The following is a 15,343-nucleotide window of genomic DNA, read 5'->3' on the forward strand; positions in this document are numbered from 1 at the left end:
CAGGGAATTTGAGAGGGAGATCATGCCAGGACCAATGCTGCATCTCGGGGCGACCGTGACATGTTCACACGGTGGGCAGGCTTTTCCTGTGGCACCCAATCCACGGGTGCTGGTGTCCGGTCAGCCCGCTGTGGCGCAGACATCGGTTTGGACGGTTGCGGGTTGCGGATTTGTGCCGCTTGCTGGCAACGGGCCGTGTGTGACGGCCACCTACGTCGTGGCAGCGACACGGGTGTTCATTGCAGGCGCACCTGCGGTTCTACTCGATAGTGCCAGTGTTTGCGCGCCAACTGGAACGCCTTTGATCCCGGTACAGAGCCAAACACGTGTGGTTGGGAGCTAAATGATGCAGCTTGAGTTTCCATATGGCTTCGATGGGCGGGACCGAACGGCGGAGACGTCCGAGGAGGAACATATCCGCGATCTCATTGAGCAGGTTCTGTTCACCAATCCGGGCGAGCGTGTGAACCGGCCAGAATTTGGCGCAGGTGTACTGCAGCTTGTGTTTGGTACCGCAACACCAGAAGCGGCAGCGACAGCGGAGTTCATGATCCGCGGGGCGTTGCAGCAGTACCTTGGGCAGCGAATTTCGGTTGAGGAGATCACAGCAGAGGCGGTCGAAGCCGCGATTGAGATAACGATCGTGTATCGGATTTTGCGCTCCGACAGCTTGAGCACGACGACGTTCCGATTGGGAGAAGGCATATGATCTATCATTGCTGCGATCCCAGGCGGCGGGAGCTTGTCCTGGAAGCTATTGATGGCGGTGCGGCCATCAATGGTATCGATTTTCTTGAGGTGTTGGACAACGAGGCGCCGGATGATGTGGCCCCACAACAAACGCTGCTCCTGCGGTTTTTGGGAACGGCGCCAGCACTGACAGTGCAGAATTTCGAGCTGGTCGGCGGGGAACGGATCACCGGCGTTGCAATCGAGTGGGTGATGGCCGCCGATGCGCCGGATATGAACTTGGCCGAGCCCGGATTGCTTACATATCTTGGAACGCTGCCGGAGCCTGCGAACGTCCTTGTGCTAAGGACGGATTCCGCCGGAGATTATGCTGGCTATACGCTGCGCCTTGTCGCCGGCCCAAATGCATTGACGCCGCCGCCGGGCATAGATCGTGTGCTTTCGGAGGTAAACTTTTCCTTCAAGGTAGAATGCCCCACCGATTTTGATTGCGCGCCAGCCCATGTCTGCCCCGAAGACGCGCCGGAGCAGCCATCGCTGTCTTACCTTGCCAAGGACTACCAAACCTTCCGCCGCCTGATGCTGGGGCGGATGGCGCAGATCATGCCGGACTGGCAGGAGCGGAACCCGGCGGATCTGGGGATCACGCTTGTGGAAGCGCTGGCGTATACGGCCGATCGGCTGAGCTATGCGCAAGATGCGGTGGGGACCGAGAGCTATCTGGCGACGGCGCGTCTTCGTTCCTCGATCCGGCGTCACGCGCGGTTGGTCGATTACCGGATGCATGACGGGGCGAATGCGCGCGTCTGGATTCATGCTGCGACGGATACAGACGGAACCACGGTTGCGGCCGGCACGCGATTTTTGAGCCGGGTGCCGGGGTTTGATCCGGTTGTCTCCCCCGGCGATGAGGAGGATGACGCGCTAAACACCGGACCGCTGGTGTTCCAGAGTTTTTCGGAGAAGGAGCTGTTCGTACTCCACAACACGATGGACTTCTACGAATGGGGGGATGCGGAGTGCTGCCTCCCGAAGGGAGCAACCCGCGCGACGCTGGAGGGAGATCTCGAAAACCTCGCCGTTGGAGACGTGTTGATCTTTGAGGAGCGGGTGGGACCGCGCACGGGGCTGGAGGCAGATGCGGACCCGACGGTGCGCCATGCCGTGCGGCTGTGTGCTGTCGAGGCGGGTCTGACGGATCTGGTGACGAACACGCCCATAACCGAGATACGGTGGGCAGAAGAGGATGCGCTGCCCTTTCCGTTCTGTATCTCGTCGCGGCTTGACGATGCTGTTGGCGGCGGGCTGGCGGTGGGAGTGTCTCGCGCCTTGGGAAACATACTGCTGGCCGATCACGGGCAGACCATTGTGGCGGAAGAACTCGGCGAAGTGCCCGAACCCCATTTGCGGCTGGTACTTGAGCGCTCGAACGATCCGTGTGACCACCCGGAGCCGAAAGCGGTGCCACCCCGTTTCCGCCCTGTACTGTTGGAGGGGCCGGTGAGCCAGATCGCCGAGTTTGACGAAGATGCGCCTTCGGCATTTGCTTCAACCGCCGTGGGGCTGGCGGGTCGGCGACCGGATGTGACGCTTGATACAGGCACGGTGGAGTGGGACGCGCGGAATGATCTGCTTGGTTCCTTCCCGGAAGACAGGCATTTCGTCGTGGAGACGGAGCGCGACGGTGTTGCGCGGTTGCGCTTCGGGGATGACCAGAACGGGCGGCGCCCGAATTCCGGCACGGCATTCGAAGCGACATATCGCGTTGGGAATGGGCGTGTGGGCAATGTCGGCGCCGAGGCAATAGCCCACGCGATTACGGGTGTGGCGAACATAACGGTTGTGAGGAATCCGCTACCGGCGACGGGTGGCGTCGATCCCGAGGGAATGGAGGAGGTGCGGCAGGCTGCGCCCTACGCCTATCGGCGGCAGGAGCGGGCAGTTACACCTGAGGATTACGCGCGGCGGGCCGAGACGTTCCGCGATGTGCAGCGGGCGGCGGCAACATTTCGGTGGAACGGGCACGGGCACACGGTGTTCGTGACCGTGGATCGCTTTGCCGGACGCCCTGTAACGGCGGATTTCGAGGCGGAGTTACGCACCTATCTCGACCGGTTTCGTATGGCTGGATACGATCTTGAGATCGACGCGCCGCGTTTTGCGGCCCTTGAGGTCGCGCTTTTCGTTTGTGCCGGTCGCGAACACTTTCGTTCCCAGGTCCGCGCCGATGTCCTGGCTGCCCTTTCGGCTGAGCGGTTACCCGATGGCAGCATCGGCTTCTTTCATCCCGATAACTTCACCTTCGGGCAGCCCCTTTACCTATCGGCGATCTACGCACGGGTGATGGAGATCGAGGGTGTGGAGTCTGTCGAGGCATTGCATTTCCGGCGGCGGGGGCGGACCGACCCGGCGCCTTTGCTGGATGGTGTGCTGGAGTTTGGGCGGCTGGAGATTGCGCAGCTGGAGAATGATCCGAACTTCCCCGAGCGGGGTGCTTTGCAGATCGAGATGGGAGGCGGCAAATGAGTGACGCGCCGATCAGGATTGGCCACCCGGATGAGGGCTTTGCGCCAGATGTTTGTGGCTGCTGTGACGGGACCGAGCTGGCAACGCTCCGACCAACAGAGAACCGGCCCAACCTTTCCGCGATAGCATTCCGGGCGGGGGATCACGGGCAGTTCAAGGCGTCGATGCTGACCCGGCTGGCGTCTTCCACCTATCCGGCATTGCGGGGGCTGGGGACGCGGGAAGATGACGATTTCTCGATTGCGCTCATTGATGCCTGGGCGTCGGCCTGCGATGTGCTGACTTTTTATCAGGAGCGGCTTGCCAACGAAGCCTATATGGGCACGGCGACAGAGCGGCTTTCCATCGGGGAGTTGGCGCGGTTGATCGGGTATCGCCTGCATCCGGGTGCTGCTGCTGAGACCGATCTGGTGATCCTGATGGAAGACCCCCCGGCGGCGGAGGCGGATGTGGCAGAGCTTCTCGTGCCCGAAGGCACGCGGGTGCAGAGCCAGCCGGGACCGGGCGAGATGCCACAGGTGTTCGAAACGATCGAAGACCTTGAGACGCGGGTGGCGTGGAATGCGCTGCGGCCGCAGCTTTTCGAGGGGGCGCTGCCACGGAACGGGGATAGGTCCACCTGGCTCGCGGGGAGCCCCGCCTTACAAGTGGGCGATACGATCCTTTTTGTCAGCCGGGAACGCGATGATGAGGATTTTGTCGATTTCAGCACGAACTCTCCGTTTTGGGACAGACGGCGCATCGTACGAGTGGAGCTCTTTGCGGAGCTCGACCGCACGCGGATCACTTGGGATCGGCCGCTCAACAGTGTGAATTCCGGCCCCTCAGGACCGACAGCTGGTCTGCGTTTGTTTGTGCTACGCGACCGGGCTTCACTCTTCGGCTACAACGCGCCGCATCCGCTTTCGATCGGGGAACGAAACCGGGATGCCTACGGTTATTCTGATGATCCGCAGCCAAACTCGCCCTCCACCATCTCGGGCACAGATGCGGAGTCCGGTGATTGGCTTTTTACCTTCGCTGAAGACGGCTCGATCTCGCTCGATCTCGTTTACAAGAGTTTTGTGGAAGGTGGCTGGGTGGTCATCACGACGCCCGCAGGTTTGAGCACTCTGCACCGGATCGAGACGGCGAGCGCAGATACGGAAGCGCGATATGCTCTGAGCGGCAACGTGACCCGGCTAACGTTCGATCTACTGCCGGTAATCGTAGGGCTTGAGACCGTCTATCGCCGGTTCTCGGTGAACGGTGGCAGCGAGGAGCTTCAATTCGCGGACACGCCGGTGACGCGCATCGTTGCGGGTAGCGACGTGACGCTGAATAATGCGGTGGACGGCCTGCCGGAGGGGCGGAAGCTGATTTTCCGCGGCAAGCCAGCGCGCCTGCGGGTTGTGACGCAATCGGTGAATGTGGCGCGGCCTGATGCCGACCCGCTGGAGGTGGAGAAAGGCGCGTTACTGACGCTGTTGGCCGATCCAATTTCCATCTTCATCTTCGGCGTGACGATCTCGATTTTCCGGGTGCGGACGGAGGCCGGAGACGAGGGGTCCGTTACAGTGTTCGGAGATGTCGATGCGGTCCTCGAGACCGTGGCAGCGGACGAGACGGCGCCGGAAACCGCCGTCGTTGCGGTGCTCAAAGGTGCCGAGACGGTAGGGGGCGGCCCCACTGTTCTGACGCTGAAAGAAGCGCTTCCCGTGGCCTTCGACCGGGAGAGCCTGCGCATCCACGCCAACATAGCGCGCGCGGCTAATGGAGAAGGGGTGACAGACATTCTGGGCTCGGGCGATCCTGCGCAACCCTTTCAGAAGTTTCTGCTGAAAGAGGCGCCTGTGACACATCGGGTGGCGCCGACAGAAACAGGGATAGAAAGCACGCTGACGCTGCGCGTGGATGGTGCGGAATGGGATGAGGTGCCGGATCTTTACCAGCGGGGCGCGTCCGCGCGGGTGTTCAAGACATCGCTGACGGATGCGGGCGAGACGGTTGTGGAGTTTGGTGACGGGATTTCCGGGGCGCGGCCCCTGGCCGGGCGTGACAATATCGTGGCCGATTACTCCAAGGGGATCGGGCTTGCCGGGAACGTGCGTGCCGGGCAGCTGAAACTGCCTTTGGACAGACCCCTGGGATTGAAAGAAACGACCAACCCGCTGCCCGCGACGGGCGGGGATGACCCCGAGCGGCAGGAGGATGCGCGGCGGAATGCTCCGATTTACCCGCTGACGCTGGGGCGTGTGGTCTCGCTCACTGACTATCGCGACTTTGCGCTCGGTTTTCCGGGGATTGCAAAGGCGGAGGCGCGCTGGGTTTGGCAGGGAGAGACGCGGCGGATCGTGGTGACTGTGGCAGGACCCGGTGGCGTGGAAATTCCTGAGGGCTCCACGACGTTTGCCAATCTCTTGGCGGCGTTCCGTTCTCTTGGGGACCCGCTGGTGGGAGTGGATTTGCTGTCTTACGCGCCTGCGTTCTTCCGGCTGGGACTACGTGTCGCCGTAGACACCGCATATGATGCAGACCTCGTGTTGCCTGCCACCGAGGCTGCGCTGCGCGAGGCGTTTTCCTTTGAGGCGCGGGACTTCGGGCAGTTACTGGCATTGAGCGAAGTGGCCGTGGCGGCGCATCGGGTGCCGGGAGTGGCGGCGATTGATGTGGATCTGCTCTACCGGGAGGAGGCGCCTCAGACAGTACAGATCGCCCATGCCCGGCTGATTTCGCAGCAGGGGCGGCAAGGAACCGACGGTGAACTTCTGCCTGCAGAAATCCTGACACTTGCGCCAGGTGCGCTTGATAAGCTGGAGGTGATGTCATGAACCGGATCACATCAGAAGCTTTGTACGAGCTGCTGCCAGCTGTGCACCGGCTTCGCGATGCGGATCAGGGCGAGCCGCTGCGCGCGTTGATGGCAGTGCTGGCGCGCGAGGGTGCTGTGGTTGAGGAGAATATCGAGCAGTTGCTCGACAATCTCTTTATCGAGACCTGTGCGGACTGGGCTTCACCTTACATCGGCGGCACGATTGGCTACCGGACGCTTCACCAGATCGAAGGCACGGATGTCGGCAACCGGGCGGAGGTGGCGAATACCATCGGCTACCGGCGCAGGAAGGGTACGGCGGCGGTGCTCGAGCAACTGGCGCGGGATGTCACGGGGTGGCCAGCGCATGTGGTTGAGTATTTTCAGGTGGTCGCGACGTGCCAGCATACGAACCATATCCGGCCCGCGCATCACCTAGGGCCGGATCTGCATGATCCTTTGGATCTTGAGCCATTAAACAAGGCGTTTGATCGGGTTTCGCAAACCGTGGATGTACGCTCTATCCAGCAATCGCCGGGGCGGGAGAGTATTGGGGGCACGCACAATCTGCAAAACATCGGGCTGCATCTCTGGCGGTTGATCCCCATGCAACTGACGCGCGCTCCCGTGCGGGAAGTCGACGCGATGCGCTTTCTTTTTGATGCGCTAGGAGCGCCGAGGCAGTTGGTGAACCGGCCCGCGCCAGAGGATACGATTGCAAGTATCTCCGCGCCGCGGCACGTGCCAGGAGATCTAACGCGGCGGGCATTGGATGCGGATGTTGCCGAATGGTATCCGAGAGCTTTCGAGATCTTCGTTGATGGCGTCGGAGTGCCGTTGGAGGAGATCGAAGCCTGTGATCTTTCGGATGATGGCGTTGGCTGGAACCATGTGCCGCCCAACCCCCCGGAGGGTGAGGTGGCGGGCGTGCGCGTGGATCCGGAGCTTGGGCGGCTCGCCTTTCCGGAAGCGCCAGCGGGTGAGGTGCGGGTGAGCTATCACACTGGCTTTCCGGCGCGGATCGGTGGAGGAGAGTACAATCGTGCGGAGGGCCTGGCAGGATTGCCAGAGGCGGAGGTGCGCGAAGTACCAAGCCAGCACGCTACGATCCAGGCCGCGATCGATGCACTGACGGATGCGGGCGGCATCGTTGAAATTGCCTCCAACGACGTGTTCACAGGCAATGTTGTGATCTCCGTGGCAGACGGCGGGGAGATCGTGCTGCGGGCGGCCGACGGGTTCCGCCCGATCCTGCGCCCAGCCAACCCGATGCAGATTGAGGGCGGGGTAGACGGCCGTGTGATCCTCGACGGGCTTGTCGTCGAAGGGCAACGGGTGAATATTCGGGAAGTGGGTGACGTGTCACTGAAAGAGGTGACGCTCCGCCATTGCACGCTGATCCCGGGGCGGCGTTTCACCGATACGGGTGCCCCACAAAGCCCGAATGCTTCGAGCCTCACAGTGAACACGGTCGGGCTGGAACTGTTTCTGACGCACAGCGTCACCGGGCCGATCCTGATGGACGAAACGACAAATGCGGAGATACGGGATAGTATTGTCGATGCCGCTGCCGCCGATTCAGGGGACAGCGCCGAGGCGCGGGCCATTCGGGGGACGGGCGGGGTAAACCAACCAGCCGGTGCATTGACGATCATCGCGAGCACCGTGATCGGACGAATAACGGCACGAGCGTTTCCGCTGGTTTCGAATTCCATTCTTTTTGCGCGGAGCCCGGGGCCAGGGGCGCCGATCCGCGCGCTCCAGCGACAAGCGGGATGCATGCGGTTTTCCTGGATTCCGCAAGATGCGATCACGCCAAGGCGCTATCGTTGCCAACCGCAACTAAGCATCGATCAGGCGATTGCGGTGGCCGAGGAGAGTGGGCCGGTGAGCCAGATGGTACGGCAGCTCATCATCCGGCGGATCACACGGTGGCTTGTGCCAAGTTTTACCGCACTGAGCGCCAGCCACCCTGCCTATTGCCAACTCCGACAAGCGGCACCGTTGGAGGTTCGCACCGGCGCTTCGGATGAGAGTGAGATGGGCGTTTACCATCTTCTCTTTGCTCCACAGCGCGAAACGAACCTGCGTATTCGTCTTGACGAATATCTGCGCTTCGGACTGGAGGCCGGGATTTTCTATGAAACTTGATTTTGGAGGAACACGCCGATGAGTGGTGACTACAGCAGAGACAGTTTCGATGCCCTGCGGGATTATGCCGGGGTGTTCCTTCAGCAAGGTCGTGCGGTTCTGGACAGCGACTGGAACGAGATGGTCGAGATGTTCGAGCGGCGGATCCGGGCGGGCACCGTAGATACCATTGGACGTGCCGTGGTGCCGCGGGAGACGATGACGGGTTTCGAGATCCGGCTGACGGACGAAGGTGGGTTGGAAATCGGACGAGGGCGAAAGTATCTGCATGGGCTGCTGCTCGAGTGCCACGGGGTTGCGAATTTTACGGACGAGGCGCCCGCGTCGCCCGATCCTGTATTTGATCGAAGCAGGCCCAACACGACCAATGACGATCTTGGCGACCCCGAAGGAGTGCTGGACGAGTTGATCTCGCCCGAAGAAGGGGATTTCGTCAATTACCTCAACCAGCCCTACTGGCCGACGCCAGTAGACTTGCCCATCGGCGGCACAGCACTGGCTTACGTTGTGGCCTGGCAGCGGGAGGTGACACCGATCGAGCGGCCAGATCTATTGGAGCCCGCTCTGGGAGGTGTCGATACCACAACGCGATGGCAGACGGTCTGGCAGGTGCGCACGTTCGATGTGCCGCGGGCGACCAACTGCCAGACTCCAGACGAAGATATCCCCGGGTGGGAGGCAGAGATCGCGCCCTCGACCGCGCGGCTGACGACCGGGACAGTGGATGTGGAAGATCCTGAGGATCCGTGCCTGGTGCCGCCGACCGAGGGGTATTCGGGGATCGAGAACCAGCTTTACCGTGTCGAGTTGCACTCTGTTGGCGAGGTGGATGAAAACGGGAATCCGCCAGATCAGGAGGATGCGCGGTTCAAGTTCAGTCGGGAGAACGCCTCGGTCGTGAGCGCTGTCGAGAGCATCGGCAGCACAAATGAGAGCGTCGTGTTGAATCGGATCGGACGGGATGAGATCTTGCGGTTTCGCGAAGGCGATTGGGTGGAGCTGACAGACGATCACAGGGAGTTCACCCACCGTTCCGGCGTGATGCTAAGGGTTGCGGTGGTGAATGCCGAAACGCGAGAGATCGAATTCGAGGCAGCCATCGACGCGGATGTGGAGAATGCGGATTTGGTGCCCTCAGGCGCGGGCGATGATACGGTCGCTGTGCGCCGCACGCGGCTGGTCCGCTGGGATCAGAGGGGGGTGATCCGAGAGACGGACGGGGCGGAATGGGTCGATCTCGATGCGCCGGGTTCCGATGGGCTGATCCCGGTGCCGCCTGCGGGTACAGTCTTGGTGCTGGAATCGGGAATTACGGTGGAGTTTTCGACTGCGGATGCAACGGGCCGGTTTCGCGAGATGGACTATTGGCGCTTCGAGGCTCGGACGGCTGGCACGCAGATCAATGAGCTGCGGACAGCACCTCCCGAGGGCATCCAGCGACACTACTGCCGACTGGCCGTCGTGCGCTTTCCGACAGCGGCGGCGGGCGGGTTGGTGCTCGACTGCCGAGTATTCTGGCCGCCGGAATTCGAGGGGGGCGATACGGAAGTTGAGGGATGCTTTTGCACCGTCTGCGTGACGGCCGAAGAACACAATTCTGGTTCATTGACCATTCAGGATGCGATCAATCAGGTGGAGGCGGCAGGGGGCACGGTATGCCTTGAGGCTGGCAATTATCTTCTTGGCGATCCCATTGTCATAACCAACCGCAACGCAGTGAAGCTGACGGGCCAAGGGATCGGTACGATCCTTGTCTATCAGGGGGCGGGCGGTGCCATTCAGATCGACACGGCCAACGACATCCAGTTGGAGCGCTTTTCGCTGCTGGTGGCGCCAGAGGAAGACAACTTGGGCAATATCCCCATCACACATGGGGTGACCGCGATCAATGCAGGCCTTGTTGCGCTGCGGCGGTTGGCGGTGCTGGTGTTCAGCGACGACCCGGAAGAGCGAGTGGATCACGGGATCGCTTTTGACGGCACCCAGTTGGGCGCAAAGGTAGAGGAGTGCGTTGTGGTTGCGCCAGTGGCGTTTGGCTCGCGCTCCTCGTTCGGGCTCGACGAGGATGGCGACCTGCAGTTTGCAGCCTTTGCAGAGCTGCGCGTGCTTGACAGCATTCTCTTTGGAGGCCGCTTTGGCATCCAGATCGACCGGGCGGCGATCAACATCTCGGCTGCGCTTCTGTCGCGCAATCTGGTGTTCTCTAATGGAGAAGGTGTGCGGATCAACTGGGCGGAAATCCCGGCAGCAAGCCTTTCGATAGAGACAAGCACCGTCGTCTCTGATGCTGCGGCAATGGTACTGGGTGCCAATACGACGCGGGTGCAGGATTGCGAGATTTCAGGCGGGGATGAGGCAGGAGACGGTATCAGGCTGTTGCCCAATCTTGTGCCCGAGGCAACAACGGACGCACAGATCATCGGCAACACGATCTTTGAGCTTTCGGGGGCGGGCATTCGCATCGCCGGGCTGCATGATACGCTGCTGATCAAGCGCAATATCATCCGAGAGTGCGCCGAAGCCGGGATTGCGACGACGGCAGAGGCCGAGATCCGACATGTCGCTATCGACAATAACATGATCGAAGATGTGAGCGGGACGGGTGCACAGTTTGGCGCTGCGGGCATTCTGCTGACGGCCGCGGCGTCCGGCCAGATTATCGGCAATTCGGTGCGGGCTGTGGGCCAGACGGGTGCTGGCCAAGAGAGCTTCGCCGGGATCGCTATCCAAGGGAGCGGGAGCGTGGACATCGCGCACAACTCCATCTCGGAGATCGGGCCACGCGATCCGGGACCGCGGACGTTCGGGATACTTGCTGCGTCGCCATTCTTTGGTCTGACGATTTCGGACAACCGGATCGTCGAGATCGAGGATGATTTGGGGCCGAACGACATCGTCAACTGGCGGGCTATCCAAGTCGGGCGGTTCGACGCGGATATCGGTGCTGAGATCGGGACGCTTGCCACGGGGTTCGTGGCCGTCGCGCCAACGGTAGCACGTGAGGCGCTGGCTTTTGTGGCTGTCGAAGGAACGATGTTTCGCGCCTCGGCGGCGCGATTTACGGTCGCTTCGCGCAACCTGCCGAGCCAGATTTCGGTGAAGGGCAATCAAGTGCGGAGCAACCGGCAATTGCTGGGTCCTTTGGTCTCGCTTGTTGATCCGGGCGCGCGCAGCCTCGATTTCAGCCAGAACCAGTGCGATCTGCAAAGCGGAGGTGGACTTTCTGAGGTCGTCCTGATCGGTTCGCAGCGGCTTTCTGCAGGTTCCAACACGGTGACGCATCAGACAGATGCGCTTTCCATGCGGCTGGCCACAGGGGCCGCGGGCGCGGCGACGCCGATCGGCAATATCACGACTGCGGGCATTCAGTTGAACGGTGGCGGTCTTCCGGCACCGTTTTCGGCGCTGAATCTGCAAGCTTAGAGAAGGGAGAGAGGCGATGCCGACACGAATAGCGACATTGGGGCGGGAACGCCGGATCGCGACGCTCGCGCGGCGGGTGTTCGATATAGAAGGACGGCCACGGGGAGAGGCGCAGCGCCGCGCGGAAATGGCGCTGTTGCGGGCCAATCCGCAGTTGGCGACGGAGGCGGGGTTTCGCCCTGGCGCCTCTATTGTCGTGCCAACTGTAGCAGGGTTGAGGCCGACAGAGGCCGTATCAATGGCGCGGGCGGATGCGCGCGGACTGACGGAGGAAGCGCGGCTGCGATTGCAGACAGGGAGCGCCGTAATCACATCACGCTTTGCACTTTCAGAGCAACGATCGAAAGCGTTGCGGGCACAGCTTTCCAGCAGAGCGTTTCGCCAAGAGGTGAAGGAGGCTTTGCCCGAAGCGCTGCCCCTCGCGGAGGCGGCGAATGCACGGCTGGAGGAGGAACAGGCCACGAACCGGGAGCGCAGTGCAGCGTTTCAGGCCGGGATCGAGCAGGCTTTGGATGCAGTGCAAGCGCTGCAAGATCTGGCCGAGCAGGAGCAGAACAGCTAAGCTAGTCGGCTGGCGTGGTTGCGTCGTAGTTTTTCCGTGACGACATTGCTTGTCATGCGGCTAGGCTCAGGATTCATAACCAAAATATGAAAGCTGCAGCGCGTGCGATTGCGGAGAGGAAGACGGTTGGGGATCTGTCGTACCGCGTCGTGACACACCTCCAGTCCTTGATCCTGCGCAGCATTCTTTCAATCCGGTTACGTCTTTTATGGCGGCGCTTATCATACTTGACGGTTTTCTTGAGCGACTTGCGCTCTGGAGTGCAAGGCTTTGTGCCCTGTCTATAAAGGCCTCGCGGCACCAGTCAGCGTCGTATTCTCTATCAGCAAGCAGCCATTCAGCTTCTGGCAAGCCGCTCATTTGGGGGAGTGGAAAGAACGTGGGGATTGACCGGACCGCGAGGTAACCTTCTGGGAAAGCGACCGGAGGGCTAGCGATGAAAATTCGTTTCAGGGTTGGGACCGAGTTCGGCTGGGGCGAGACATGGTCGCATGATTTGGGCAATGTGGAGTGCGACTCGGTCGGGGTGTGGTTGTGCAGCGGCGGCGGCCGGTAGTGGTCAATCACCTTCTGTTTTTGGTGTGCGGTGTATGCGCACTGCTTTGGCGAGTTCCGGCACGATGATGAGCGGGGCGGCAAGCAGGCAGATGATTGACCAGTGTTCAATCCCGAGCGGGACGGTGCGCAGAAGCGTTTGTAGGGGTGGCCAGTAGACTGCCGCCAGTTGCAAGCTGACGCTGATGGTGAATGCGATCACAAGGATCGGGTTTGAGAACCATCCAATTGTGGTCGTGGGCCGCGTGAGAGAGCGGAATGCGAACACACTGACCTTTTCGAAGATCAGCATGGCGGTAAAGGCCGTGGTACGGGCGATATCCACGCCGTAGGGCAAAAACGTGTAAAAAATCCAGAGGCTTGCAGTGGCCGTGTAGAGTCCGAAGGTGGCAATCAGTGCAAAGCCTGCCCGCCCGAGAATGGCCTCGCTTGGTTCGCGTGGCGGGCGCTGCATCTGGTCGGGTTCTTCCTTCTCCAACCCCAGGGCCACGGCGGTGATACTGTCGGTGATCAGGTTCATCCACAGGATCTGTGTAGCCAGGAAGATCAGCGGCCCGCCGATAATGAGGTTGACCATGATCGCCAGCACCTCGCCCGCGTTGGAGGACATGAGGTAACGCACGAACTTGCGCACGTTTTCGAACTGCCTTCGGCCTTCGGCGACGGCATTCACAATGGTGGAAAAGTCATCATCCAGCAGGATCAGATCGGCTGCACTCTTGGACACCTCGGTGCCCCGAATGCCCATGGCGACGCCGATATTTGCTTGCTTCAGGGCGGGCGCATCATTTACTCCGTCGCCCGTCATGGCAACAATCTGATCTTTGCTTTGAAGGGCTTTGACGATGCGCAGTTTGTGTTCGGGCCGGGTGCGGGCAAAAAGCACATCGTCTTGGAGCCTTTCAGCCAGTGCACCGTCATCCATGGTGTCAATTTCATGCCCTTCAATCAGATAAGGTGTTCCCAATCCGATCTTGTCCGCCACGGCAGCAGCAGTGATTGCGCCGTCGCCGGTGATCATGATCACCCGGATGCCTGCGTTACCGGCAAGGCGCAGGGCTGACTCGATCTCTGCCCGTGGTGGGTCAATCATACCGACGAGGCCCAAAAAGGTGAGGTTTGTCTCTGATGTGTCTTTGCCGTCAGTGTCGCGTATGGCCAGTGCGAGGACGCGCAGGCCCTGGGCGGCCATGGATTGATAGGCGTCCGCAATGCGTTGTCGTGTGGATGGGTCAAGCGGGTGCTGTGTGCCGTGGGTCAGGATGCGATCGCATCGCTCAACCACGACTTCGGGCGCGCCCTTGACGAAGAGGCGGGTCCGGCCTGCATCGTTTGCCAGCACGCTCATGCGTTTGCGTTCGCTGCTGAAGGGCGTTTCCGAGATTAGGTCGGCTTGCGACACCGGGGGCGCCCACCCCTTGTGGGCGAGGGTGACAAGCGCCCCTTCGGTGGGTGCGCCGATCATCGTCCAATGCTCCCCCTCGCGGTGGAGAGACGCGTGGGTGCAGGTCAGCGCCGTTTTCAGGATTAGGGCGAGCGTCAGGTCGTCGCTCGCTCGGACGGATTTTCCACCGGTTTCGATGTGACCCTTGGGATCATAACCTTCACCGGTGACATCATACGTGCGGTCGTGGGTCCAGATCTGCGTCGCTGTCATCTGGTTCTCGGTCAGTGTGCCGGTCTTGTCGGTGCAGATCACCGAGGCCGCGCCGAGCGTTTCAACCGCCTGCAACCGGCGCGCCAATGCGTTCTTGCGCGCCATGGCGGACGCGCCGATAGCGAGTGTGATCGTGACGACGGCGGGCAGACCTTCGGGCACCATCGCGACGGCGAGCGACAGACCTGTCATGAACATCTCAAATGGGCCACGGCCGACCATCAGGCCGATGACCACAACCAGAGCGGCGATGGAAAGAGCCGCAATGCCGATCTGTTGGGCCAGTTTGCCGAGCCGGATTTGCAGATTTGTCCGCTTTTGCCCGACGCTTCCCGTCAGTTGGGCGATCTGGCCGAAGCGGGTGTGCTGGCCGATCTGAGTAACGATCCCGCGGGCGCGCCCCTTGACCAAGGCGGTGCCAGCAAAAAGAAAGGTTTCATCGTCTGTGCCCCGCTCCGACTTGTCCACTGGCACCGACTCCCCCGTCAGTACGCTTTCGTCCACGCGGATTTCCATGGCTGACACGATGCGCAGATCGGCGGGTACGGCCGCCCCGGCGGCCACAACGACAAGGTCACCGGGCACAAGTTCGCGGGCGGGGATGTCAATCTCTTGCCCGTCGCGGACCACGATGGCGTGGGGCGATAGCATGGAACGCAGTGCATCTAGCGCAGTTTCGGCGCGCCATTCCTGCACAAAGCCCAGAACCGCGTTCAGGAGCAGCACGAGGGCGATGGCCAGCGCGTCAACCCGTTCGCCCAACGCCAATGCGATCAGGGCAGCGACCACAAGGATCACAACCAGCATGCCTCCGAATTGCCGCAAGAAGACGATCAGCGGTCCGGGTGGTTTCTGGCGTGGCAATTCATTCCAGCCGTACCGGGCGCGCAAATCGTCGATCTGCTGGGCTGACAGTCCCGTGGCAGGGGCTGTGGACACGTCGGAAGCGCGCATCTTGGTTTCTCCGGGCCGGACCCTTTCGCGCTAG

The 15,343-nt window shown here is 61.4% G+C and carries 8 protein-coding genes and 1 pseudogene; 7 read left to right on the forward strand and 2 right to left on the reverse strand.

Annotation, left to right across the window (positions count from 1 at the left end):
- The first annotated feature begins 22 nt into the window (after window positions 1–22).
- From Q1A51_RS11415 to Q1A51_RS11445, 7 genes are read left to right on the forward strand one after another with little or no spacing between them, the layout of a single operon-like run.
- Window positions 23–343: a hypothetical protein gene (locus Q1A51_RS11415; protein ID WP_299605088.1), complete on the forward strand. Its 321-nt coding sequence runs from the start codon at window positions 23–25 to the stop codon at window positions 341–343.
- The gene (locus Q1A51_RS11420; protein WP_299605086.1) at window positions 344–709 is read left to right on the forward strand and encodes a GPW/gp25 family protein; all 366 of its coding nucleotides are present in this window, start codon (window positions 344–346) and stop codon (window positions 707–709) included.
- Window positions 706–3,216: a putative baseplate assembly protein gene (locus Q1A51_RS11425; protein ID WP_299605084.1), complete on the forward strand. Its 2,511-nt coding sequence runs from the start codon at window positions 706–708 to the stop codon at window positions 3,214–3,216. The genes Q1A51_RS11420 and Q1A51_RS11425 overlap by 4 nt, the downstream gene beginning before the upstream one ends.
- Window positions 3,213–6,026, forward strand: a complete 2,814-nt coding sequence (locus Q1A51_RS11430; RefSeq protein ID WP_299605081.1) for a hypothetical protein — start codon at window positions 3,213–3,215, stop codon at window positions 6,024–6,026. Before Q1A51_RS11425 ends, Q1A51_RS11430 begins: the two co-directional genes overlap by 4 nt.
- Entirely contained in the window at window positions 6,023–8,158 is a 2,136-nt protein-coding gene (locus Q1A51_RS11435; protein ID WP_299605079.1) for a hypothetical protein, read from the forward strand. Before Q1A51_RS11430 ends, Q1A51_RS11435 begins: the two co-directional genes overlap by 4 nt.
- A gap of 18 nt (window positions 8,159–8,176) precedes the next feature.
- On the forward strand, window positions 8,177–11,581 hold the full coding sequence (locus Q1A51_RS11440; protein ID WP_299605077.1) for a DUF6519 domain-containing protein: 3,405 nt from the start codon (window positions 8,177–8,179) through the stop codon (window positions 11,579–11,581).
- Window positions 11,582–11,597: 16 nt separating this feature from the next.
- On the forward strand, window positions 11,598–12,143 hold the full coding sequence (locus Q1A51_RS11445) for a hypothetical protein (protein ID WP_299605074.1): 546 nt from the start codon (window positions 11,598–11,600) through the stop codon (window positions 12,141–12,143).
- 73 nt (window positions 12,144–12,216) lie between these two features.
- Here Q1A51_RS11445 and Q1A51_RS11450 read toward each other — a convergent pair.
- Window positions 12,217–12,494, reverse strand: a pseudogene (locus tag Q1A51_RS11450) (transposase); the annotation flags it as partial.
- Window positions 12,495–12,702: 208 nt separating this feature from the next.
- The gene (locus tag Q1A51_RS11455; protein WP_299605072.1) at window positions 12,703–15,309 is read right to left on the reverse strand and encodes an HAD-IC family P-type ATPase; all 2,607 of its coding nucleotides are present in this window, start codon (window positions 15,307–15,309) and stop codon (window positions 12,703–12,705) included.
- Between the last annotated feature and the right edge of the window lie 34 nt (window positions 15,310–15,343).

This window comes from uncultured Tateyamaria sp. (genome assembly GCF_947496075.1).
Lineage (GTDB): Bacteria > Pseudomonadota > Alphaproteobacteria > Rhodobacterales > Rhodobacteraceae > Tateyamaria.